Source organism: Nitrosovibrio sp. Nv4 (genome assembly GCF_900215485.1).
GTDB lineage: Bacteria > Pseudomonadota > Gammaproteobacteria > Burkholderiales > Nitrosomonadaceae > Nitrosospira.
The window spans coordinates 1,676,747-1,701,815 of record NZ_OCMZ01000001.1; the positions used below are offsets into that span (position 1 = coordinate 1,676,747).

The following is a 25,069-nucleotide window of genomic DNA, read 5'->3' on the forward strand; positions in this document are numbered from 1 at the left end:
ATGTCGTCGCCTCGTCTGGAAACGCTCTCCCTTTGCCTTCAGAATGTGTTGGCAGATAAACTTGTCAATGCCAGTGAACAACTGGGCGAGCTCACCATATCTGTGCTTCCTGCTGATTTATCGGGAGCGATGAAAACCCTGCGCGATCATGCCGAACTGGGTTTTGAAATGCTCATCGATTTATGTGGTCTGGATTATTTGGGCTATGGCGCCGAGTTTGTCGGCGATAACGAGCGGACGGGCAAGCGCTTTGCCGTTGTATATCACCTGCTCTCCATCAACCATAACCACAGGGTCCGGGTCAAGGCGTTTGCGGATGATGATGAATTCCCGGTTCTGGATTCGGTGATAGACATTTGGCCGTCCGCTAACTGGTTCGAGCGCGAGGCATTCGATCTTTACGGTATCGTTTTCACCGGCCATCCGGATTTACGCCGTATTCTTACCGATTATGGTTTTATTGGCAGTCCGTTTCGAAAGGACTTTCCATTAAGCGGTAACGTCGAGATGCGTTATGACCCCGATCAGCAACGGGTAATCTATCAGCCGGTCAGTATCGAACCGCGCCAGATAACACCGCGTGTTATTCGGGAAGAGCATTATGGGGATAGTGAATGAAGTCACTGTGGCATAGGTTGCTTAAACATGGCTGAGATACGCAACTACACCATGAACTTCGGTCCGCAGCATCCGGCGGCGCACGGTGTGCTGCGCCTGGTGCTGGAGCTTGACGGTGAAGTCATTCAGCGCGCTGACCCGCATATCGGGTTGCTGCATCGCGCGACCGAAAAGTTGGCCGAATACAAGACCTACATTCAATCGGTTCCGTACATGGACCGGTTGGACTATGTTTCCATGATGTGTAATGAGCATGCTTATGTAATGGCCATCGAGAAGCTGCTTCAACTCGAGGTGCCGATGCGTGCGCAATATATCCGCGTGATGTTCGACGAAATCACACGGATACTCAATCATCTTTTATGGCTGGGTGCCCATGCGCTGGATGTGGGCGCGATGACGGTATTTCTGTATGCGTTCCGCGACCGGGAAGACCTGATGGATGTTTATGAAGCGGTGTCTGGGGCCAGAATGCACGCTGCTTATTACCGTCCTGGCGGGGTCTATCGGGATCTTCCGGAATCGATGCCGCAATATCAGGCGTCGAAAATCCATAACGAAAAAAGCACCAGGGTACTCAACGAAAATCGTAGCGGTTCGCTGCTGGATTTTATCGAAGATTTTACCAACCGGTTTCCTACCTATGTAGATGAGTATGAAACCCTGCTTACCGACAACCGTATCTGGAAACAGCGTCTTGTCGGCATTGGTGTGGTCTCGCCGGAACGGGCCAAGGCGCTTGGCTTCACCGGTCCCATGCTGCGCGGTTCAGGGGTGGAATGGGATTTGCGGAGAAAACAGCCTTACGAAGTTTACGATCAAATGGATTTCGACATACCCGTGGGCGTCAATGGCGATTGCTATGATCGCTACCTGGTCCGCATTGAGGAATTCCGTCAGTCCAACCGCATCATCAGGCAGTGTGTCGATTGGCTGCGAAAGAATCCCGGTCCGGTCATAACAGATAACCATAAGATTGCACCGCCTCCACGAGTTGAAATGAAACAGAATATGGAAGAGTTAATTCATCATTTCAAACTTTTTACCGAGGGTTTTCACGTGCCCCCTGGTGAAACCTATGCCGCGATTGAGCATCCCAAAGGGGAATTCGGCATTTATCTGGTATCGGACGGCGCCAATATGCCTTATCGCCTGAAAATCCGTGCGCCAGGCTTTGCTCATCTGGCGGCGCTGGATGAAATGTCGCGCGGACATATGATTGCCGATGTTGTAGCCATTATCGGTACGCAGGATATTGTGTTCGGTGAAATAGACAGATGACGTCATTGACAGTTAAACAGTTATCAAGATGTTAAGCGCCGAGTCCATCAAAAAAATCGACCGTGAAATCGCCAAATATCCCGCCGATCAAAAGCAATCAGCGGTAATGTCGGCGCTCGCCATCGCTCAGGATGAGAAAGGGTGGCTGACCACCGAAATAATGGATTTTGTCGCCCATTACCTTGAAATGCCGCCAATCGCGGTATATGAGGTGGCGGCCTTCTACAATATGTACAATTTGCAGCCGCTGGGCAAATTCAAGATCACTATCTGTACGAATCTGCCTTGCGCGTTATCCGGCGCGAATGAGGCCGTGGCGCATTTCCGGCAAAAATTGGGTATCAATTTCAACGAGACGACTGCTGACGGTAAATTCACCTTGAAAGAAGGCGAGTGTATGGGGGCGTGCGGTGACGCGCCTGTACTCCTGGTCAACAACAAACGCATGTGCAGTTTCATGTCCAACGGCTCGATTGACCAATTGCTGGAGGAGTTGAGCAAATGACCCAGCCTACACAGGTACTGCTGGCCGGAGTGAATCCATCGGATCCGGACAATTGGCGCCTCAAAAATTATGAGCAGCGCGAGGGTTATGCCGCGATTAGAAAAATTCTGAACGAAAAGATCCCGCCGGAAAAGGTCATCGAGGAAGTCAAGAAATCCGCATTGCGGGGTCGCGGTGGTGCGGGTTTTCCCACTGGGCTGAAATGGAGTTTCATGCCCAAGCAGTACGAAGGCGACAAGTACCTGGTGTGCAATTCGGACGAAGGCGAACCCGGCACCTTCAAGGACCGCGACATCATGCAGCACAACCCGCACATCCTGATCGAAGGCATGATGATCGGCGCTTATGCAATGGGCATCAGGACCGGCTACAACTATGTTCATGGCGAAATCTGGGATACTTATGAGCGCATGGAAGAAGCGGTAGACGAAGCACGAGAGGCGGGATTGCTTGGAAATAACATTCTGGGTTCCGATTTCAGTTTCCAGTTATACAATCATCATGGTTACGGCGCCTATATCTGTGGCGAGGAAACCGCGCTGCTGGAATCGCTGGAAGGCAAGAAAGGCCAACCGCGCTTCAAGCCACCTTTCCCTGCAAGCTTCGGCCTCTATGGCAAGCCTACCACCATCAACAACACTGAAACATTCGCCTCCGTGCCCTGGATCATTCGCAATGGTGGCGACAAATTTCTGCAACTGGGCAAGCCCAACAATGGTGGGACGAAGCTTTTCTCCGTTTCCGGCCATGTCAACAAGCCGGGCAACTATGAGGTGCCGCTGGGTACGCCGTTCGCCACGCTGCTGGAGATGGCGGGCGGTATGCGGGGGGGGCGAAAACTGAAAGGTTGCATTCCTGGTGGCTCATCCATGCCGGTACTACCGGGGGACGTGATGATGCAGACAGACATGGATTATGATTCCATTGCCAAAGCGGGATCCATGCTGGGTTCAGGCGCGGTAATCATTATGGATGACACCACCTGCATGGTGAGGGCGCTGGAACGGCTGTCCTATTTTTATTATGAAGAATCGTGTGGTCAATGCACGCCATGCCGGGAAGGAACCGGGTGGCTCTACCGTGTTGTGCATCGCATCGAAACCGGCAAGGGGCGAATGGAGGATTTGGATCTGCTCAACAATGTTGCCGACAATATTCAGGGGCGCACCATCTGCGCGTTGGGCGATGCAGCGGCAATGCCGGTGCGCGCCATGATTCAGCATTTTCGTGACGAGTTTGCATACCATATCGAGCACAAGAAATGCCTGGTATAGCGTGGGTGGCGAATAGCATGGGCGAAGCCGATATATTTTTTTCCTGTCTGTGTTTACTCGCTAAGCCGATTCGTTAAGCCGAGAGTATTTATCCAATGATCAATTTCGAAATCGACGGTAAACCGGTGTCTGTGCCCAAGAATGGCACCGTCATGGACGGCGCCAATCAGCTGGGCATATACATTCCTCATTTCTGCTATCACAAGAAGCTCTCCATCGCCGCCAATTGCCGCATGTGCCTGGTACAGGTGGAAAAAGCGCCCAAGCCCTTGCCCGCCTGTGCGACTCCCGCCATGGAAGGCATGAAGGTATCGACCCATTCCGGACAGGCGGTGACAGCACAGAAAGGCGTGATGGAATTTCTGCTGATTAATCATCCGCTGGATTGCCCCATTTGCGACCAGGGCGGGGAATGCCAACTGCAGGATCTGGCGGTGGGTTACGGCGCAAGTTCATCACGTTATACGGAAGCCAAGCGGGTGGTGGCGAATAAAAATCTGGGGCCGCTGATTTCCACCGACATGACTCGCTGCATCCATTGCACGCGTTGCATACGCTTTGGGCAGGAGATTGCCGGTATCATGGAGCTCGGCATGGCGGGCCGCGGCGAGCACGCTGAAATCCTGTCATTTGTCGGCCGTACGGTGGACTCTGAGCTGTCGGGCAACATGATTGATCTCTGTCCGGTAGGGGCGCTCGTCAGTAAGCCATTCCGCTATTCAGCGCGCACATGGGAATTATCACGCAGAAAATCCGTGAGTCCTCACTGCGGTCTCGGCTCCAATCTGGTGGTCCAGGTGAAACAGAACCGTGTAATGCGGGTCTTGCCACGTGAGAACGAGGAAATCAACGAGTGCTGGTTGTCGGATAAAGATCGTTTCTCGTACGAGGGATTAAACTCGGAAGAGCGCCTGAGCAAGCCGATGATAAAGCGCGAGGGCCAGTGGCAGGAATGCGACTGGCAAACGGCGCTTGAATTCGTCGCCAACGGATTGAAAGCCGTAAAGGAAAAACATGGCGCGCAAAGTATCGGCGCATTGGTTTCTCCTCATAGCACGCTGGAGGAACTCTATCTGCTACAAAAATTCGTGCGAGGATTCGGTAGCGGAAATATTGATCATCGTCTGCGGCAATCCGATTTTCGTGCGGATGATCATATGCAAGGTACGCCATGGCTGGGAATGAGCATCGCGGATGTTTCCCGCCTTGAGTCAGCGCTGGTTATTGGCAGCACCTTGCGCAAGGATCATCCTCTCCTTGCACAGCGTTTACGCCAGGCGGTAAAACATGGCGCACGATTGAACTTGATCAATCCAGTAGATGATGATCTGTTTACCAAGCTGGCGAATCGCGCCATTGTCGCACCTGCCGACATGGCAGCCATGCTTGCCCAGGTTCTGAAAGCCGTCGCCGAGTCAAAGAATGTGGAAATCCCTGACGACGCAAAGAATGCGTTAAGCACGGTTAACGTGAGTGATACTGCGCGTTCGATCGCAGCCAGCCTCATCGATAATAAACCTGCTGCTGTTTTCCTCGGCAACCTGGCTCAACATCATCCGCAATACACGGATATTCACGCGCTGGCGCAGCATATCGCGCAAATTGCCGACGCGCAATTCGGTATGTTAGGCGAGGCCGCCAACAGCGTCGGCGCCTATATTGCCGGGGCAATTCCTGACCGGGTTGCCTTGGGCGACTCAACCGGCAGTCAGCCGCGATCAGAAAGCCTCAATACTTCGCAAATGCTCGGGATGCGCACTGCCGGAGCGGCGGCTACTGCGGGGGAGTCATGCCAGGCGTATATTCTGATGAATATGGAACCGGAATTGGATAGCTACGACCCCCGCCAGACAATGAACGCCCTGGGTGCGGCCGAGCTTGTTGTTGTGATGGCCGCATACAAAAACCATGCCGTCCTTCAAGGCGATTACGCCGATGTATTGCTGCCTGTCGCGCCATTCACCGAGACCTCCGGCACTTTCATCAATACTGAAGGCCGCGTGCAAAGTTTCAATGGGGTTGTGGCGCCCCTCGGAGAAACGCGTCCAGCATGGAAGGTTGTACGAGTGCTGGGCAACATGCTGCAACTGGATGGCTTTGATTACGAAACGCCGGAGCAGGTGCGTGCGGATATCCTGCCGGCCGGAACCGATGTCGGCGTTCGTCTGAATAATAATCTCAGCGGTTTCGTCGTCGGGGACGTCGGGCCGAAGGGCATTGAAATCCAGCGAATCGGCGAAGTGCCGATTTATCAGGCCGATCCTATCGTGCGCCGTGCTGAATCGCTGCAGCGCACGAGTGACGCAGGTGTGCCGAAGGCCTGGATGCCCGGTGATCTTATGGACAAGCTTGGTATACAAACTGGCGACAACGTCCGGTTGAAGCAGGGAGAAGGCGAAGTGCAACTGGCGGCCGCGCAGGACGATAAGCTGCCCGCCAATTGCGTGCGCGTGGCTTCCGCACATCCGCTGACAGCGGCCCTGGGTGGAATGTTCGGTGAAATCGTGGTGGAAAGACTGTGACGGAAGAAACCAGGATAATCTGATGGAATACGCGCAACAATTATTCGGAGATTTTTTCGGCGCCGAGTGGGGCCCGGCCCTGTTCGTTGTGACCAAGAACGTGCTGTTGATCTTCGCCATCGTGTTGCCCTTAATGCTGGCTGTGGCCTATCTCACGTTTGCTGAACGCAAGATCATCGCCTTCATGCAGATGCGCGTGGGGCCCAACCGGGTGACGTTCTTTGGCATTCCATGGCTGGGAGGCTGGGCGCAACCCATTGCAGATGCGGTCAAGGCGGTGATGAAAGAAATCATCGTCCCCAGCGGCGCGAATAAATTCCTGTTTGTGCTTGCGCCGATATTGACATTCGCCCCCGCACTTGCGGCTTGGGCGGTCGTGCCATTTTCTCCTGAAGTGGTATTGGCCGATATCAACGCGGCTCTGCTTTATATTCTGGCCATGACTTCCATGGGCGTCTACGGGGTTATCATCGCTGGCTGGGCGTCCAACTCCAAGTATGCGTTCCTCGGCGCGATGCGTTCCGCCGCGCAGGTGGTTTCGTACGAGCTGGCAATGGGTTTTGCCCTGGTATGTGTGCTGATGATGTCGCAGAGTTTGAATCTGGGAGATATCGTCATGGGTCAGCAGGGCGGGAGCTTCCTTAACTGGTATCTCCTTCCGTTATTTCCCATGTTTCTGGTGTACTTCATTTCCGGCGTCGCGGAAACGAACCGCGCGCCGTTCGATGTGGCCGAGGGTGAATCGGAAATCGTAGCCGGATTCCACGTCGAGTATTCCGGCATGGCCTTTACAGTATTCTTTCTGGCGGAATATTCCAACATGATCCTGGTGGCTACGCTTGCCAGTATCATATTCCTGGGAGGATGGCTGCCGCCGGTCAACATCGCACCATTTACGCTGATTCCCGGTTTTATCTGGCTGGTTTTAAAAATAGCATTTTTACTGTTTTGTTTTCTCTGGTTCCGCGCCACTTTTCCACGCTACCGCTATGATCAAATCATGCGTCTTGGCTGGAAGGTGTTCATTCCTATCACGTTGGTCTGGATACTGCTCTTAGGTCTGGTGATGCAGCTCCCATCGTCGATCCTGAGCGCATTCCCGCTTAATTTGTGGTTCCACTGAGACAGGAGAAAGCCATGAACCGTATCAAGGATTTTTTCCGTACTTTCCTGTTATTTGAACTGCTCAAAGGGATGATGCTAACCGGGCGATACATGTTTGCACGTAAAATCACCGTGCATTTTCCCGAAGAAAAAACGCCTCAGTCGCCGCGCTTTCGCGGGCTCCATGCGTTACGCCGGTATCCGAACGGTGAAGAGCGCTGTATCGCTTGCAAGCTGTGCGAAGCGGTGTGTCCGGCATTGGCAATCACCATTGAATCCGAGCAGCGCGATGACGGAACCCGGCGTACCACGCGTTACGACATAGACCTGACAAAATGCATATTTTGCGGCTTCTGTGAAGAGTCTTGTCCCGTCGATTCGATCGTTGAGACTCGCATCCTGGAATACCACGGCGAGAAACGCGGTGATTTGATCTATACCAAGGAGATGCTGCTGGCGGTGGGAGACCGGTATGAGGAACAGATAGCAAAGGATAGGGCGGCAGATGCCGGCTACCGATGAATCTTCTGGTTAATTGCACACGGTCATGCTCTCTGAATTCGGATTTGCGAGTATCAGAGGTTTCGTCGGGTTACGCTACCCGGCCTACAGAACTGGCCCGACCTACAAAATGCGTTGGCAAATGAGCGGCCCCGTCGGGTTACGCTACGTTAACCCGACTCCTGGAACATCGAACTTATAGAAGTACCCACATGAGTTTTGCGGATATAATTTTCTATTTTTTCTCGGCAGTGCTGGTGGCGTCAGCTCTCGGTGTCATTACTGCGCGCAATCCGGTGCATTCCGCATTGTTGCTGGTGCTGGCTTTTTTTACCTCTGCAGGATTATGGCTGCTGCTGCAGGCGGAATTTCTCGCGATTACGCTGGTACTGGTATATGTGGGCGCCGTGATGGTGTTGTTCCTGTTCGTGGTGATGATGCTGGATATCAATCTTGATCAATTACGTGAAGGATTCTGGAAATGGTTTCCGTTTGGAGCGTTGCTCGCCTTGCTGATGTCGGCTGAGATGGCCATGGTGCTGATGGGCAAGCAGTTCGGCATTGATGAAATGCCGGCTCCGCCATCGCGCGCTGCTGATTACAGCAATACCAAAGAGCTAGGGCGCCTGATTTATACCGAATATGTTTACGCCTTTGAGCTGGCGGCTGTCATTCTGCTCGTGGCGATAGTAGCCGCCATAGCGCTGACGCTGCGGCGCCGTACCGGCAACAAAGCGATGGATGTGGCAAAGCAGGTTGCGGTGAAGCGCGAAGACCGGATCCGTATGGTGACGATGCCATCCGAAAAGAAAGAATAAAAAGTAATTACATAGTCAGGCGTATTTTGACATTGTCCTAAAAGGGGGCGCAGTTTGGTTTCATTATCCCATTACCTGGTTCTCGGTGCGATTCTGTTCGCCATCAGTATTGTGGGGATATTCCTCAACAGGAAAAATGTGATTATCCTCTTGATGGCAATTGAACTGATGCTGTTGGCGGTAAACATGAATTTTGTCGCCTTCTCCCACTATCTGCAGGATACAGCGGGGCAAATTTTCGTGTTTTTCATTCTTACCGTGGCCGCGGCAGAATCCGCCATTGGCCTGGCGATATTGGTGGTGCTGTTTCGCAACCTGCACACCATCAATGTAGATGACCTGGATAAACTTAAAGGATAGCTTTCAGGGCGAGAACCCAGGGACGTCCCAGGGTCGGGTATTGGCGATTCAAACAACAAAAACTGAATTTCATGACTGAGATGCAAAAACTATATCTATTGGTGCCGTTGGCGCCTCTGGCCGGGGCGCTTGTTGCCGGGCTACTCGGGCGCCTGATCGGTCCCGCATGGAGTCATCGCATTACCATCTTGTTGATGCTCGTTTGCGTGGCCGCGTCCGTCACCGTTTTTCTGGATGTGCTGAAGGGAAACATCTATAACGGTAGTGTTTACACTTGGCTGACCTCCGGCGACACCCGTTTCGAGGTTGGATTTCTGATCGATCAACTCTCGGCCACAATGATGATTGTGGTGAGCTTTGTTTCTTTAATGGTGCATATCTACACGATCGGATATATGCACGAGGATCCTGGCTACCAGCGCTTTTTCAGCTATATCTCGCTATTCACCTTCTCCATGCTGATGCTGGTGATGTCCAATAATTTTCTCCAGCTTTTCTTTGGCTGGGAGGCGGTGGGACTGGTTTCCTATCTGCTTATCGGATTCTGGTATACGCGTCCCACCGCAATTTATGCCAACCTGAAAGCGTTCCTGGTCAATCGCGTCGGCGATTTTGGCTTTCTCCTCGGCATCGGTCTGGTACTGATATATTTCGGCACGCTCGATTATGCGTCCGTATTCGCCCAGGCGCCGCAGATCGTGACGCAGACGATCGAAATCATTCCCGGCTCGCAGTGGGAGCTCTTGTCCGCGATCTGTATTTTGCTCTTCGTCGGTGCAATGGGTAAATCAGCGCAATTTCCGTTACATGTATGGCTGCCTGATTCAATGGAGGGTCCAACGCCGATTTCCGCGCTGATCCATGCCGCTACGATGGTGACCGCGGGTATTTTCATGGTGGCGCGCATGTCGCCGCTGTTTGAGTTAACCGAAACGGCGCTATCGTTCATGCTGGTGATCGGTGGCATCACCACGCTATTCATGGCGCTGGTGGCGATTGTTCAGAACGACATCAAGCGCGTGGTGGCGTATTCGACATTGTCACAACTGGGTTACATGACGATAGCCCTCGGCGCATCGGCTTATTCCGCCGGCATTTTTCATCTCATGACCCATGCTTTTTTCAAGGCGGTGCTGTTTCTGGGCGCAGGCTCCGTCATTATCGCCATGCATCACGAGCAGGACATGCGGAAAATGGGCGGACTCAGGAAGTATATGCCAATCACATATTGGACAATGTTCATCGCTGCATTGGCCAGCGCCGGAGTACCTGGTTTTTCGGGTTTCTTCTCCAAGGACGCCATCATCGAAGCGACACACTTTGCCGATATTCCCGGTGCCGGCTTCGCTTACTTCTGCGCGGTCACCACTGTATTCGTTACTGCGTTTTACACCTTTCGCCTGCTGTTCATGACGTTTCATGGCAAGCCTCGGATGGACCATCATACTGAAGAACATCTGCATGAATCGCCTTGGGTGGTGACGCTGCCGCTCGTTGCCCTGGCAATACCCTCGATCGGTGCGGGCTGGCTTATCGGGCCGATGTTGTTTGGAGATTATTTTGGCAGCACCATACAAATCATGCCTCAGCATGAGGCCATGGCGAGAATGTCAGCGGAATTTCGTGGCATATTCGGGATGATGACTCACGCGGTGTCTACCTTGCCATTCTGGTTCTCCATCGGTGGAATTTTCACTGCCTGGTATCTATATATGGTGAAAACCGATTTGCCGGGAAAAATAAAGCAGGCTGCCGGACCTCTTTTCACACTGCTCGACCGTAAATATTTCATCGACGAATTTTATTCCTGGCTCTTCGCGGGAGGTGCCCGTGCACTCGGCAGGGGATTGTGGAAATTCGGCGATGCAAAAGTGATTGACGGATTCTTCGTTAATGGGACAGCGCGAGTGGTCGCCGGAACCGCCATGCTGGTGCGCCGCTTCCAGTCCGGCTATATCTATCACTATGCGTTCACCATGATCGTTGGTGTTTTTATACTGATGAGCTTGTGGTTGTTCGTATCATAGGGCAACAAAATACAATAAAAATATTATTGCGGTCTTTAGCCGCATCCGCTGCACGCTAATGAATAAAATGGAATAAACATGTTGTTTGGTCTTCCCCTGTTAAGTCTTGTCATCTGGCTGCCTATTCTTGCCGGCATTGGTGTGCTTGCGACGGGCGGCGATCGCAATGCCCACTTGGCAAGGTGGATCGCGCTCATCGGTGCGGTAGCGGGTTTTCTGGTTGCAATCCCGCTTTATACGCAGTTCGATCCGTTAACAAATGCCATGCAGTTCGTCGAATATAACCTCTGGATCGAGCGCTTCAATATTCATTATCATCTTGGCGTGGATGGAATTGCCATGCCGCTGATCCTGCTGAATTGCTTCACTACCCCGCTGGTGATAATGGCCGGATGGCAGGTGATAAGCAAACGCGTGTCTCAATATATGGCCGCGTTTCTTATCATGTCAGGTATTGTCAACGGGGTGTTTTCATCACTCGATGCGATTTTGTTCTATGTCTTCTGGGAAGCTTCGCTGATCCCGATGTTTCTCATCATTGGCGTGTGGGGCGGCCCCAACCGCGTGTATGCCGCAATCAAGTTTTTTCTTTACACGCTCCTGGGTTCCCTGCTGATGCTGGTGGCATTCATTTATCTCTATCAGGTTTCCGGCGGCAGTTTTTCGATACTTGATTACCACAAGCTCCCACTACCACTGGCGCCGCAAATTCTGATATTTGTCGCTTTCCTGCTGGCATTCGCGGTCAAGGTGCCGATGTGGCCGGTTCATACCTGGCTGCCGGATGCCCACGTGGAAGCACCCACGGGTGGGTCGGTAGTGCTGGCAGCAATACTGCTGAAGATGGGTGGTTATGGTTTCTTGCGCTTTTCACTGCCGATCGTGCCGGATGCGAGCCAGTCCCTTTCAGGCATGATGATTGCGTTGTCACTGATTGCGGTCGTTTATATCGGTCTTGTTGCATTGGTGCAGGCAGATATGAAAAAGCTCATTGCCTATTCATCGGTAGCGCATATGGGATTTGTCACGCTTGGTTTTTTCCTGTTCAATTCTTACGGGATCGAGGGTGCGATGGTGCAGATGATTTCGCATGGGTTTATATCCGCCGCCATGTTTCTATGCGTTGGAGTGATGTATGACCGGCTCCATTCGCGCCAGATAGCCGACTACGGGGGGCTCGCCAGCAGAATGCCGATATTCGCTGCATTCTTCATGCTGTTTGCCATGGCTAATTCCGGGTTGCCCGGCACCAGTGGTTTTGTCGGCGAATTCATTGTCATCATGGCTGCCGTGAAGGTCAATTTCTGGTACGCGTTCTTCGCCGCCACCACGCTTATAACCGGAGCGGCGTACACGCTCTGGATGTACAAGCGCGTAATATTCGGTGCGGTGGTACATCCGGCTGTGGAAGGGATGCAGGATATCGGCAGGCGCGAGATTCTGATACTCGCGGTTCTGGCGGCAGCTGTGCTGGGGATGGGCCTCTACCCGTTACCGTTGATGGAAGTGATGCATACCACCGTAGATGATTTGCTTGCGCACGTCAGTCGCAGCAAGTTGTAGTTTAAATAAGATGGCCCTGCTTGTTCGAGGATGATAATGAATTTTACCCAGCCTGATTTCGCGCCTGCCTATGCGGAGATATTCCTGCTGGTCATGGTATGCGTGGTGTTACTGGCCGATCTTGCCTGGGGCGAGAAAAAATCCTCGGTCGCGTACCTGTTGTCGCAGATATCGTTGCTCGGTTGCATGTTTATCACTTTTGCCACTTCTGCGCCTGGCGTCGTATATACGTTTTCCGGAATGTTCGTCGACGATGCCATGGCCGACATACTGAAGATGCTCGTGTACATAACGGTGTCCACCGTGTTGGTGTATTCGCGCAATTATATTTCTCTGAGGGGTATGCTCAGCGGCGAGTTTTTCGGTCTGGCCCTCTTCGCAACACTGGGTATGATGGTGATGATTTCTGCAAGTCATTTCCTGACTCTCTACCTGGGACTGGAACTCCTGTCATTGTCGCTATACGCGATGGTGGCGTTGAGACGCTCGGTTGGCGCAACCGAAGCGGCGATAAAATTTTTCGTCCTTGGCGCGCTGGCTTCCGGCTTTTTGCTGTATGGCATGTCCATGATATACGGTTCGACCGGATCGCTTGATATTCCCCGCATCGTCGAAGTGATTCAGACCGGCTCAATCAACCATGCGGTACTGGTGGTCGGTCTTGTATTCATTGTTGCCGGTATCAGTTTCAAGTTGAGTGCGGCGCCGTTTCACATGTGGGTTCCGGATGTTTACGAGGGAGCACCAACAGCGGTTGTCCTGTTTGTCGGTTCTGCGCCCAAGCTGGCGGCGTTCGGCTTTGTCATGCGTCTGCTGGCGGAAGGTCTGGGGGGAATGGCGGCGGATTGGCAGGGAATGCTCATCATTCTGGCGGTTATGTCCATGGTGATCGGCAATCTTGCCGCCATTGCCCAGACCAATATCAAGCGCATGCTGGCGTATTCCACCATCTCGCATATGGGATTCATGTTGCTCGGCATTATCGGCGCGGATGGGAATGGCTACAGTGCAGCAATGTTCTATGTTGTGGTGTACGTGCTGATGACGCTGGGCACATTCGGCATGATCATTCTTTTATCGCGCGAGGGATTCGAGGCTGAAAAGCTCGACGACTTCAAAGGGCTCAACCGGCGCAATCCATGGTATGCGTTTATCATGTTGCTGCTGATGTTTTCAATGGCCGGCATTCCCCCAACGGTGGGTATTTATGCCAAGTTGTCGGTATTGCAAGCGGTGCTGAGCGTCGGCTATGTCTGGCTGGCGGTGGTGGCGGTACTTCTTTCGCTGATCGGCGTGTTTTATTACCTGCGAATCGTGAAGCTGATGTACTTCGACGAACCTGAAACAGATGTGCCCATAGTGCCGCAGGTTGACGTCAAAGTATTGCTCAGCGCGAATGGGTTGGCGATGCTCGGGTTTGGGCTTTTTCCCCAGGCATTGATTGCGTTGTGTGCTTATGCTATTCAACAGTCAATGTAATGCGCCAAGGTTGAGACTGATGTGCTTTCGATTCATGACGTCAAGTTAGGAAGCGAGAGACAAAGTTAGGGGTACAAAACTACCTTACTCACAAAGCTAAGCAATCTGGACTACGCGATGAAGATAGGGATAACTGAGACGGTCATCGAATATCCCGGTGGGGATCTCACTGCCTGGAAGATAGGAGAGAAGAAGAAGCTGCTTGAAGGGCACATCCCACCAGGAGATGTCTTCAATCAGCCTACATACCACTTTGGTGAGTACTTCGTACTGAATTACTTTATGAAGGCGCGATGGTTAGGCTATCGTTTCTATGCGCTTGGTGAATGGGAGCCAAATAACCCGAAGGTCCTAGAGGGACGCAAGAAGATAGAAGAAATATTCGCAAAACAAAAGCTTGCAGAGTTTAGGCGCCAGCGTGCCCTATCTGGGTATGCCGGCGGCAAAGGCGAACCCGACTTGTTCCTCTACATGGAATCCGGCCCGACCCTGTTCCTTGAAATCAAGAAGGAAGGTGATAATGTCGCGCCTGCGCAGCTGACCTGCTTGGCGCAGATAAAATCTATTCTCGAAGCGGATGTGGGAATTGTGTATCTAGCCAAGTACGGCCAGCAATACAAGGCGAAGACTTATGAGCTTGACCTCGAAACATTTGTAGGCCACCCGCAAGTCGCCTAATCCTTTCATTGAGTAAACCTCCCAGCCTGCAGCAAGTCGCTTCCTGAGTGCTTATTCATGGTTCCTTAAAGTTTCTTATAGCTGATGCGATAAATCACCCCAGCATAATCGTCAGAAACGAGCAGCGCGCCGTCGGGCATGACCAGCACATCCACTGGCCTTCCCCACGCGTTTTCCTTTTCCAGCCAGCCTTCAGCGAACACTTCCTGTTTTACCACCTTGTTGTTTTTTATCCGTACAAGGTTGAGGCGATAACCAGTTTTATTGCGGCGATTCCACGACCCGTGTTCGGCAACAAAAATGCTGTTGCGGTATTCCGAGGGGAACATTTTGCCTGTATAGAAGCGCATCCCTAACGTTGCTACATGCGCTCCGAATTTGGCTACGGGCGGAACAAGTTTGCGGCAATCGCGCTTCGCGCCATATTTAGGATCTAAAATATCGTCGCCATGGCAGTAGGGATATCCGAAATGCATGCCTTTACTTGGTGCCCGGTTGAGTTCGTCAGGCGGTATGTTATCGCCCATCCAGTCACGGCCATTGTCGGTGAACCATAATTCCTTTGTTTCAGGATGCCAATCGAACCCCAACGAATTCCGCACCCCATATGCGAAGGCCTCATAATCGGTGCCGTCGGGCTTGATACGTGAAATCAGCGAAAACTCATCCGGATCCGTTTCACAGGCATTGCAGGGCGCGCCGACCGCCACATATAGCAGATCATCAGGTCCAAAACCAATGTATCGGCCTCCATGGTGTTTCTCGCGGGGAAATCTGGTTGTCACCACGTGCGGTTTGCCGGGTTGATCGAGTTTTTGTTCGATGTCGTCAAAGCGCAGAATGCGATCGACTGCGGAAACGTATAGTGAACCATCGCGAAATGCTACTCCTACCGGGAGGTTGAGCCTGTTGGCGATGGTTTTGACCTGGCGTGCTCCGCCAGTTTCGGTAATGGCGTATACCTTGCCCTCCGCCATCGAGCCTGCGAATACTGTGCCATTTTTTCCGATTGCCAGTCCGCGCGCGTTGGGTGCTTCCGCCCACACTTCAATGGAAAAACCGGGAGGCAGCTTTATCTTGTCCAGCGGCAATTCACGGGATTGGTCTTGTGCGGCCGCAGGCAAGACAAAACAGAGCATACACATGGTTATGAAACAGGTAAGAGCTTTCACGACGGGCATAGATCAGACTCCGATTTATATGGCCATCCAGGGAACAGAATGGCAGGGAACAGAATGGAAAACAATGAACGACGAATTGCTTGTTGATGCTGAGCACCTTGAAAATTCTTAATCTGCCCTCAATTATATACTTGCATTTTTTTAAGAGAGGAAACCATGGAAGCCACAGCTACAAAAGAACATTTAAGTTTTCAGACGGAAGTAAAGCAGTTGCTCAAGCTGATGATTCATTCCTTGTATAGTAACAAGGAAATTTTTTTGCGCGAACTGATTTCCAATGCATCGGATGCCGCTGATAAGCTACGCTTCGAAGGATTAACCGATGGCGCATTGTACGAGTCTGACTCAGAGCTGAAGATCCGCGTAAGCTTTGATGCAGCATCTCGCACTATCACCATCGCGGATAATGGTATTGGCATGTCGCGACAAGAGGTGATAGACCATATAGGTACTATCGCCAAATCCGGGACTCGCGAATTCTTCAGTTCATTAAGCGGTGATCAGGCCAAGGACGCACACTTGATTGGCCAGTTCGGTGTCGGTTTTTATTCCGCATTTATCGTTTCGGACAAGGTGACGCTTATCACGCGCCGTGCCGGCTTGACGTCCGAACACGGTGTACGGTGGGAATCCGGCGGTGAAGGGGATTATACGCTTGAGACAGTGGAGAAGGCAGATCGTGGCACGGAAGTCATCCTGCATTTGCGCGAGGGTGAGGATGATTTGCTCAATGGGTGGCGGCTGCGCTCTATCATCCGCAAGTATTCAGACCATATCACGCTGCCCATCGTGATGAAAAAAGAGGAGTGGTCTCAGGAAAAAAGTGCAAATGTAATGACTGATGAAGACGAAACCGTCAATCAGGCAAATGCGCTGTGGGCGCGCCCCAAAAGCGAGATCACGGCGGAGCAGTACGACGAATTCTACAAGCATGTGGCGCATGATTTCGAGCCGCCGCTTGCCTATCTTCATGCAAGGGTAGAGGGCAAGCAGGAATATACGCAGCTGCTGTACATTCCCTCACGGGCTCCTTTTGATTTGTATGATCGTGACTCCCGCCATGGCATCAAGCTTTATGTCAGGCGGGTGTTCATCATGGATGATGCGAAACAGTTGCTGCCAAATTATTTGCGCTTCGTGCGCGGGGTGATCGACTCCAACGATTTGCCGCTGAATGTTTCGCGCGAGATATTGCAGGAATCCAAGGACATTGAGGCCATACGTGCCGGGGCGGTAAAAAAAGTGCTGGGCCTGCTTGAAGACCTGGCTCAAAGCGAGCAGGAAAGTGAAAAGGAAAAATTCAAGACCTTCTGGAAAGAATTCGGGCAGGTTATCAAAGAGGGCGTCGCGGAAGACTACGCTAACCGTGAACGTATCGCCAAGCTGCTGCGCTTCGTCTCCACTCATATCGACTCTGACGAGCAAGCAGTGTCGTTTAGCGACTATATTGCGCGTATGAAGGAAGGGCAGGAAAAAATTTATTATGTTACGGCTGAAAGTCTCAAGGCAGCCAGAAGCAGCCCGCACCTGGAGGTTTTTCGCAAGAAAGGCATTGAGGTCTTATTGCTGTCCGATCGCGTGGATGAGTGGCTGGTTGCTAACCTGACGGAGTTTGAGGGTAAGCAGTTGCAATCCGTAGCCAAAGGCAGCCTAGACCTCGGTAAACTGGAAGACGAAGCGGAAAAGAAGGAACAGGAGAAAGAAGCGGATGAATACAAGGAGCTTACCGAGAAAATAAAGGGCGCTCTCGGCGACCAGGTGAAGGATGTCCGTGTGACATTACGCCTGACCGAGTCTCCTGCCTGTCTCGTGGCGGATAGCCACGACATGGGGGGAAACCTGGAGCGACTGCTGAAGTCGGCCGGACAGAAAGTGAACCATGCCAAGCCCATCCTGGAAATCAACCCTTATCATGTGATGATACAACGTTTGAAATCGGAGGAAACCCACTTCGCTGACTGGAGCCATATTTTATTCGATCAGGCATTGCTGGCCGAAGGCGGCCAACTCGATGACCCAGCGGGTTTCGTGAAGCGGATCAACGAGCTGTTTCTAAGCACGGCAAATGGAAAATAGCGCTGGTGAGAATGAAGGGCTTTCTCTGCTGAGCCTATTTTGTGGAATGTATCGGATCCGAGCGGGGATACAGATTCGCGAATAGTTCTCTGTGGGCAGTATCATTGATGGCGACGACGGCGGGGTGCGTAAGGCGACGCTCCATAGAAATGGCGTAGAACTGCTCGGTGACCTCGTCTGTCTGACCGATAATGGTAACGCCATGTTCGCGCTGCACCTCGTCGGCTATCACTGATGGCGCGATGAAAATGCCGATGCCGGCCTGGCCGAAGGCCTGCATGAGCGCGCTATCGTCAAATTCCCCCACGATACGCGGCCGGAGTTGGCGAACATCGAACCAGCGCATCAGCGGTATTCGCACGGCGGCCTCCTTGCCGGGAATGAGCAAAGGGGCCGCATCAAGAATACGGGGCCATTTTTGCCTGAACTGTGCTGCTAGCCGTGGCTCGGCAAAGAACGTGATACCACAGTCGCCCAGCTTATGACTGTAGCCTTTTACATTAGTCCCAGCCGGCATGGGCCGGTCAGCAAGGACCAGATCCAGACGCTGGATCGCCAGTTCCACCAGCAGACGCACCAGTTTGTCTTCCCGGCAAACGATGCGCACCGGCTCGGCGAGCGCCATTGCCGGAGTTAACAACTTATAGGCAATGGTCTTTGGAACCGCATCATCGACCCCAACGCGCAATGGAATAGCGTGGCTTTCCGGGCGGCTGCGCAAAGCCTCTTCCAGCTCGTTTCCGATCTGAAAGATTTCATCAGCGTGGGAAAGCGCGAGTCTGCCTGTTTCAGTTAATTCAAGGCGCCTGCCGACGCGCAAAAAAAGCGCTACCCCCAGCGTCTCTTCCAATAATCCGATTTGGCCGCTCAGGGTTTGGGGGGTAAGATTCAAGCGTTCGCTCGCCCGGACAATGCTGCCTGCCTTTGCGACGGCCCAGAAATAATGCAGCTGCTTGTAGTTGAGCATCAGGACTGGACTCAGTGATTTGGCAATTACATACTTCGTAAAAACCGATTATACCATCAGCGAGATACTACTTTTCTTGATGCAAATTCTCATTTAGACTAAAACTCTATCTCCTCTATTAATAGAAGCTGGACATTATTTTTTTGCAGTTGGAAATTTTGTGATTGATGCCGAAATGCTTGCTGCCGAGATTCGGGTCATCGTGTTTGAGGAGTTTTCGGCTCATTCAAGGCGATTGAAGCAAGCATTGCTTTAGAACAACCAAAGGTAGTAAATGCGTATAACACCTTTTTATTGTATTTTGCCAGGTCTCATCCTTGTTTTACCATTTACGCCCGCCTCAGCTCAAGGATCTGCAACCATACCTGAGATTACCGTACCTGCGCGTCCATCCGCACCCGCACCTTCGCCACCCGCACCTGTATTTGCACCCGCGCCTGCCCCTACCCCGGTACTCCCGCCCGTGCCTGGTACCGCTATACCCGCAACCGTACCTTATCCGCCGGCGCCATCCCTGCCGTCCGGATCCATACCGACTGTGCCGTCCACTGGCGTACCTTCTACCGAACCTTCTGCCAGGACACCTACCGTCGTCGTCCCTTCCGTACCGGCTTCTGCCGTGCCTGAGGGTTCGCTCTCCATCGAGGCCTTGCAAAGGCTGGGGTTGCAAGCCAACGGTCTGGTTCGCGCGGCAGCATTTCAAGTAGACATGGCTGGTGCGGGTGTCGTCGGCGCCGCTGCCTACCCTAATCCGCAAGTAAGCGTGATAGGCGGGCCTCAAGATCCGCGAATCCCGGCGGCGAATCCGGGAACGAACACGCGGCAGGTGACCATCAGTCAGCCCATTGAAAATCCATTTGTGCGTAGTGCGCGCATCGATTCGGCCGAGGCGGGTGTGGAGGCCAGCCGTGCGAGCTTTGACCAGGTCCGCGCAGACCTGGCGGCGCAATTGAGGGTGCGCGCATATGAACTGCTGCTCCGTCAGGAAATAGCGCGGATGGAGGCAAGTATTCACAATCTGATGGAGGAGGTGCGGCGGCGAATCAAAGTGGGCGTGGATGTGGGCGAAACGGCGCGCTTCGAGCTGATCAGAGCCGATGCTGAAGTGTTGAATGCCGCCAGCCGTCAAGAAGCGGCGGTATTGAATGCGCAGCGCGCGCGCATTGCGCTTCTGCAATTAACCGCAGGCGCATTGAAGCCTGATTTTACAATAGACGCATCCTTGTTCGATCCAGTCAATCTGCCCCCCTTGGCTGAACTGCGTGAGGAAGTGCCAGCGGTCAATCCGGATGTGTTGCGTTTGCTGGCGGAGTCGGAACGGAGCCGCCGCCGAATCGATCAGGAACGCGCCATGGTGCTGCCCTCGGTGGATGTCGTATACAGCAATTATCAGGATGCTCAATACACCGACAACAGGGGCGGACTAAGGGTGACGGTTCCCCTGTTATACCGTCGGCGCGGCGAAATCGATGCGGCTGTGGCAGACTCCGCGCGGGTGCGGGAAACGCTGGAATACCGCCGTTTCGAGATCGGTCAGCTACTCGAATCCGCTTGGCAGGCCCTGCAAATTGCGCAGCGCAGAGTGGAGATGTTCGAAGGAGGAATAATCAAGGAAGCGGAGGCGGCCTTGCGCGTTGCCCAGGCGGCTTACCGTTTGGGCGAGCGACCCCTGATCGAAGTGCTCGATACCCAGCGCGTGTTGCGAGGAATATTAGCGGAGTCGTTGCAGGCACGCTTTGATTTACAGGCCGCCGCCGCTGAAATTGACCGGTTGCGAGCTTATTATCCTAGGGAGCAAGTCCTCGAATGAAAACTACAATCCGGGTCACCGGCGCCATTGTAATTGCCATGTTGCTTGCTGGGGGATGTGGCGGTGGCGAGAAGGCTGCTTCCCCCGGCAAAGAAGCTGCGCAGCAGCAGGAGCAGGAGAAGGAGGACATCAACGCTATTACGATCAGGCCGGAAATGGTGCCACGTATCACGATCGGCAAGCCCGCGATGGTCGCTCTCGCCGATAAGATGCAGGTTCCAAGCCAGGTCGAGGTGGACGAGGACAGGCTCGTTCGTATCGGGTCCTACGTGACAGGGCGCATCATCAACCTATACGTAATGCTGGGTGAAAGTGTTAATACCGGTGATCCTCTTGCGCGTATTTCCAGCCCGGAATTGACCGAGGCACAACTGGCTTATTTGCGCGCGTTTTCGCGAACTGCACTGACTCAAAAAGCGGCCGAGCGTGCGCATCTTTTGCTGGCCGCAGACGTGATCCCCATCGCCGAAGTGGAACGGCGCGAGTCAGAACTTGAGGTCGCGCGTGCGGAACTGGGCGCAGCCACTGATCGATTGCGACTGCTGGGTGTGGACAGCGGTGCGCTGAAAGAACTGGCAAAGGAAGGGCATATTCTGCCATCCGTTACCATCGATACACCGAAGAGCGGCATCGTTATTGCGCGGAATGTCATCACCGGCCAAGTAGTGCAACCGGCCGATCTACTATTTGCGGTGGCCGATCTATCCTCTGTCTGGGTGGTAGGCGACGTGCCGGAGCAGATAGCTCGTAATGTGCAAGTCGGCCAACATGTCGAGATCAAGGTGCCCGCGCTGGGGGATGTCAGCTTCGACGGCCTGATCATATTCGTCGCCGATACCGTAAACCCTATGACCCGCACGGTAATGGTGCGCACAATCGTCGAGAACCCGCGGCGCAGGCTGAAGCCCGACATGCTGGCTAGCATGCACATTGTAGACAACCCGCATGAAAGCATGGTGGTACCCGAAACAGCCGTGGTGCGAGAGGCCAATAAAGATTATGTGTTTCTCGCTCAAGGCGACAATCGGTTCCTCCGCGTTCCAGTCGAACTGGGACCTGAAGTGGCTGACATGCGCCCTGTGCTAAGCGGCCTTACCGCGGAGCAGAACATTGTGGTGGACGGTGCTTTTCATTTAGACAACGAGCGCAAGCTCGCCGAATTGGAATAAGCCTATGCTTGCCTCAATAGTGCGCGCTATGCTTAAGCAGCGACTGCTGGTCGTAGTGGTCGCGCTAGCCCTGTGCGGCGCGGGCCTCTATTCTACGAAGAGCCTGTCGGTCGACGCCTTCCCTGATGTGACCAATATTCAGGTAATGGTCGCTACCGTGTCGGTCGGCCGCAGTCCCGAGGAGATCGAGCGGCTCGTCACGGTCCCCGTGGAACTCGCAATGATCGGTCTGCCGGGGTTGGTTGAAATGCGCTCTATAAACAAGAGCGGGCTGTCGCTAATTACTCTGGTGTTTACCGATAAGACCGACGTTTATTTTGCGCGCCAACTGGTGATGGAACGGCTGATCGAAGTATCGCCCACGCTGCTGCCGGGCATCAATCCGGTACTGGGGCCAGTAACGACCGGCCTGGGCGAGGTATACCAATATACGCTCGAGCATCCCGACGACGGCAAGCGCGCGCTGTCTGTCGAAGAGCTGACGGAACGGCGGACGATCCAGGATTGGGTGGTGCGGCCGCTGCTGCGGGCGACCCCGGGTGTGGCAGAAATCAATTCCATCGGGGGCTACGTCAAGCAATACCACGTGCTGGTCGATCCGAACCGGCTGCGCCACTACGATTTGACACTGACGCAAGTCGACCAGGCCGTCGCGAGCAACAATGCAAACGCCAGCGGCAACATACTGCCGCTGCATGCGGAACAGTACCTCATCCGCGGTGTTGGCCTGATCCGCACACTGGACGACATCCGCAATATCGTGCTTAAGGAACGGGATGGCGTGCCGGTATATGTGCGTGACGTGGCCGAGGTGAAATTCGGGGAGGAGGTGCGCCAGGGAGCGAGTATCAAGGGCGGCTACACCGAATCCGTGGCTGGTATTGTAATGATGCTGGCCGGCGGGAATGCCAAGGAGATTGTCGGGCGGCTAAAGGCAAAAGTTGCCGATATCAATGAGGGTGGTGTATTGCCGGGCGGGCTCCAGATCGTGCCATTCTACGACCGAACCGACCTCGTCAATGACGCTTTATGGACAGTGAGCAAGGTACTGATCGAAGGCATTTTGCTGGTGATTGTAATATTGTTCATCTTCCTGGGAGATGTCCGTTCCAGCCTGATCGTAGTGGCCACCCTCATTATTACGCCGTTGATTACCTTTATGGTAATGAACGACCAGGGGATAACAGCCAACTTAATGTCGCTGGGGGGGCTGGCTATCGCCATCGGACTGATGGTGGATTCTACTGTGGTTGTGGTGGAAAACGTCTACCACCGTCTGGGTCATGCTGGCGACACGCGCGAATCCAAGCTCCTGACTATTGTAGACGCTGTGGTCGAGGTCGGTACACCGGTTATCTTCGGCATCTGCATCATTATTCTCGTATTCCTGCCGCTGATGGCGCTGCAAGGCATGGAGGGCAAGACTTTCAGCCCGCTTGCATTCACTATCGCCATTGCACTGGCGGTGTCGCTTATCGTTTCGCTGACGCTTTCACCGGTACTCTGCGCCTACATCCTCAAGGGCGGGGCCGATAAAGATACCAGAGTCATTGCGTTCCTCAAGGCGCGTTATCATGCCCTGCTGGACTCGGCGTTAGCCCATGAGAAAACCACTATTCTTATAGCCGTGGGTTTGCTCGTCATGTCTTTTTCGCTTTTTCCGCTTTTGGGTAAATCCTTCATCCCAATCATGCAGGAAGGTGCGGTGACGCCCGTTATTATTCGTGTCCCTTCGATTTCGCTACCGAAAGCGATCGAGGTGGAGATGGAGGCGATGAAACTGATCGCAGCGGTGCCTGGAGTGAAGAGCGTAGTGTCCAAGCTTGGCCGTGGTGAATCCCCTGCTGATCCCGCGTCTCAGAACGAGTCTGATCCGATCGCGGCACTGGACCTGGAGGGTTCCGGCCGCACCCAGCATGAGATCGAGGAGGACATTCGCAAGGCCCTGAAGGTGTTGCCCGGTGTGAATATCGCCCTGTCGCAGCCAATCGCGCAGCGGGTGGATGAGATGGTGACCGGAGTGCGTTCGCAGATGGCGATTAAAATATTTGGCGACGATCTGGAAGAGTTGCGCAGGTTGTCGGAGCAGGTAGCACGCATCATCAAGTCAACGCGCGGGGCACGTGACATCCGCATCGAACGCTTGTCGGGTCAGCAGGAATTAACGATCGACATCGACCGCCGTGCAATTGCCCGCCACGGTCTCAATGTAGCCGACGTGAATGAGTTGATCGCAACAGCAATCGGGGGCAAGGCGGTCACCAAAGTTTTCGAGGGTGAGCGGCGCTTTGTGCTTCTGTTGCGCTTCCCCGAGCATTTTCGCGGCGACGTTGAGGCCATTCGTGATCTCTTGCTTCGCCCCAGAGGAGAGGCGGGGCCTAGCGGCCGGATGGCCAGGGGTGGCGCATTGGTTCCACTAAGTTCTGTCGCTGATATAAAAGTGGTCGACGGTCCGGCGATAGTCTCGCGTGAGTACGCAAAACGGCGGGTGGTTATTGGTGTTAATGTACATGACCGCGACATTGCCGGCTTTGTTGCCGAACTACAGGATCGTACCGCCAAGGAAATGAAACTACCCGAAGGCTACTACTTTGTCTGGGGTGGACAGTTTGAGAATATGGAACGTGCCATGGCGACGCTCTCCGTAATAGTTCCGCTTACTATCGCGGCAATTTTCTTTTTGCTATTTGTGCTGTTCAACTCGGTCAAGCTTGCCGCGCTCATCATTCTGGTACTACCATTTGCTTCCATTGGCGGCGTCATCGGGCTTTTTGTCACGGGTGAGTATCTCTCGGTGCCAGCGTCGGTGGGCTTTATCGCGCTCTGGGGCATTGCCGTGTTGAACGGCGTAGTATTGATCTCGTATATCCGAAAACTGCGTAATGAAGGTGCCAGCGTAGTGGACGCGGTGATCAAGGGGTGCGAGCAGCGCTTTCGCCCGGTACTTATGACTGCTACTGTTGCTATGCTGGGTCTGGTGCCATTTCTCTTTGCCACAGGTCCAGGCTCCGAAGTGCAACGTCCACTTGCCGTCGTGGTAATCGGTGGACTGATCACCTCGACTTTATTGACGCTGGTGGTGCTGCCAACCCTGTACCGCTGGTTCGACGAGAAGCCAATGGAAGTCTGAGGAGAA

General features: G+C 53.4%; 19 protein-coding genes. 17 read left to right on the forward strand and 2 right to left on the reverse strand.

Annotation, left to right across the window (positions count from 1 at the left end; translation table 11 throughout):
* The 13 genes from CRO05_RS07550 (at position 1) to CRO05_RS07610 (ending at position 14,730) form a co-directional block, all read left to right on the forward strand.
* A complete protein-coding gene (locus tag CRO05_RS07550; RefSeq protein ID WP_097066469.1) occupies positions 1-618 on the forward strand; it encodes an NADH-quinone oxidoreductase subunit C in 618 nt (205 codons plus the stop codon).
* A 27-nt stretch (positions 619-645) separates the two neighbouring features.
* Complete coding sequence (locus tag CRO05_RS07555; protein WP_097066470.1) at positions 646-1,899, forward strand: NADH-quinone oxidoreductase subunit D; 1,254 nt, start codon at positions 646-648, stop codon at positions 1,897-1,899.
* 28 nt (positions 1,900-1,927) lie between these two features.
* Complete coding sequence (nuoE, locus tag CRO05_RS07560; protein WP_097066471.1) at positions 1,928-2,404, forward strand: NADH-quinone oxidoreductase subunit NuoE; 477 nt, start codon at positions 1,928-1,930, stop codon at positions 2,402-2,404.
* The gene (gene nuoF, locus CRO05_RS07565) at positions 2,401-3,678 is read left to right on the forward strand and encodes an NADH-quinone oxidoreductase subunit NuoF (RefSeq protein WP_097066472.1); all 1,278 of its coding nucleotides are present in this window, start codon (positions 2,401-2,403) and stop codon (positions 3,676-3,678) included. The genes nuoE and nuoF overlap by 4 nt, the downstream gene beginning before the upstream one ends.
* Positions 3,679-3,773: 95 nt before the next feature.
* The gene (gene nuoG, locus CRO05_RS07570; RefSeq protein ID WP_097066473.1) at positions 3,774-6,200 is read left to right on the forward strand and encodes an NADH-quinone oxidoreductase subunit NuoG; all 2,427 of its coding nucleotides are present in this window, start codon (positions 3,774-3,776) and stop codon (positions 6,198-6,200) included.
* A gap of 22 nt (positions 6,201-6,222) precedes the next feature.
* Positions 6,223-7,323, forward strand: a complete 1,101-nt coding sequence (nuoH, locus tag CRO05_RS07575) for an NADH-quinone oxidoreductase subunit NuoH (RefSeq protein ID WP_097066474.1) — start codon at positions 6,223-6,225, stop codon at positions 7,321-7,323.
* Positions 7,324-7,337: 14 nt separating this feature from the next.
* Complete coding sequence (nuoI, locus tag CRO05_RS07580; RefSeq protein WP_090877185.1) at positions 7,338-7,826, forward strand: NADH-quinone oxidoreductase subunit NuoI; 489 nt, start codon at positions 7,338-7,340, stop codon at positions 7,824-7,826.
* Positions 7,827-8,017: 191 nt separating this feature from the next.
* Positions 8,018-8,623 (forward strand): NADH-quinone oxidoreductase subunit J, encoded by a 606-nt coding sequence (locus CRO05_RS07585; RefSeq protein WP_097066475.1) that lies wholly within the window; start codon positions 8,018-8,020, stop codon positions 8,621-8,623.
* A gap of 54 nt (positions 8,624-8,677) precedes the next feature.
* Positions 8,678-8,983, forward strand: a complete 306-nt coding sequence (nuoK, locus tag CRO05_RS07590; protein ID WP_090877190.1) for an NADH-quinone oxidoreductase subunit NuoK — start codon at positions 8,678-8,680, stop codon at positions 8,981-8,983.
* Between the two features lie 71 nt (positions 8,984-9,054).
* Positions 9,055-11,010: an NADH-quinone oxidoreductase subunit L gene (nuoL, locus tag CRO05_RS07595; protein WP_097066476.1), complete on the forward strand. Its 1,956-nt coding sequence runs from the start codon at positions 9,055-9,057 to the stop codon at positions 11,008-11,010.
* Between the two features lie 78 nt (positions 11,011-11,088).
* Positions 11,089-12,573, forward strand: a complete 1,485-nt coding sequence (locus tag CRO05_RS07600; RefSeq protein ID WP_097066477.1) for an NADH-quinone oxidoreductase subunit M — start codon at positions 11,089-11,091, stop codon at positions 12,571-12,573.
* A gap of 36 nt (positions 12,574-12,609) precedes the next feature.
* Positions 12,610-14,052 carry an NADH-quinone oxidoreductase subunit NuoN gene (gene nuoN / locus CRO05_RS07605; protein ID WP_097066478.1) on the forward strand — a complete coding sequence of 481 codons (1,443 nt, stop codon included), beginning with the start codon at positions 12,610-12,612 and terminating at the stop codon, positions 14,050-14,052.
* Between the two features lie 117 nt (positions 14,053-14,169).
* Positions 14,170-14,730 (forward strand): nuclease, encoded by a 561-nt coding sequence (locus tag CRO05_RS07610; protein ID WP_097066479.1) that lies wholly within the window; start codon positions 14,170-14,172, stop codon positions 14,728-14,730.
* 65 nt (positions 14,731-14,795) lie between these two features.
* Here the strand turns inward: CRO05_RS07610 and CRO05_RS07615 are convergent, their stop codons facing one another.
* Positions 14,796-15,911 (reverse strand): sorbosone dehydrogenase family protein, encoded by a 1,116-nt coding sequence (locus tag CRO05_RS07615; protein WP_097066480.1) that lies wholly within the window; start codon positions 15,909-15,911, stop codon positions 14,796-14,798.
* Between the two features lie 156 nt (positions 15,912-16,067).
* Here CRO05_RS07615 and htpG point away from each other — a divergent pair, with 156 nt between their 5' ends.
* Positions 16,068-17,987, forward strand: a complete 1,920-nt coding sequence (gene htpG, locus CRO05_RS07620) for a molecular chaperone HtpG (RefSeq protein WP_097066481.1) — start codon at positions 16,068-16,070, stop codon at positions 17,985-17,987.
* A 34-nt stretch (positions 17,988-18,021) separates the two neighbouring features.
* Here htpG and nhaR read toward each other — a convergent pair whose 3' ends face one another.
* The gene (gene nhaR, locus CRO05_RS07625; RefSeq protein ID WP_097066482.1) at positions 18,022-18,954 is read right to left on the reverse strand and encodes a transcriptional activator NhaR; all 933 of its coding nucleotides are present in this window, start codon (positions 18,952-18,954) and stop codon (positions 18,022-18,024) included.
* A 274-nt stretch (positions 18,955-19,228) separates the two neighbouring features.
* Here nhaR and CRO05_RS07630 point away from each other — a divergent pair, with 274 nt between their 5' ends.
* Genes CRO05_RS07630 through CRO05_RS07640 form a run of 3 tightly spaced genes read left to right on the forward strand, consistent with a single transcriptional unit; the run spans position 19,229 to position 25,063 of the window.
* Positions 19,229-20,764 (forward strand): TolC family protein, encoded by a 1,536-nt coding sequence (locus CRO05_RS07630; protein WP_097066483.1) that lies wholly within the window; start codon positions 19,229-19,231, stop codon positions 20,762-20,764.
* The gene (locus tag CRO05_RS07635; protein ID WP_097066484.1) at positions 20,761-21,933 is read left to right on the forward strand and encodes an efflux RND transporter periplasmic adaptor subunit; all 1,173 of its coding nucleotides are present in this window, start codon (positions 20,761-20,763) and stop codon (positions 21,931-21,933) included. The genes CRO05_RS07630 and CRO05_RS07635 overlap by 4 nt, the downstream gene beginning before the upstream one ends.
* A 4-nt stretch (positions 21,934-21,937) precedes the next feature.
* Entirely contained in the window at positions 21,938-25,063 is a 3,126-nt protein-coding gene (locus CRO05_RS07640) for an efflux RND transporter permease subunit (RefSeq protein WP_097066485.1), read from the forward strand.
* Positions 25,064-25,069 lie beyond the last annotated feature (6 nt).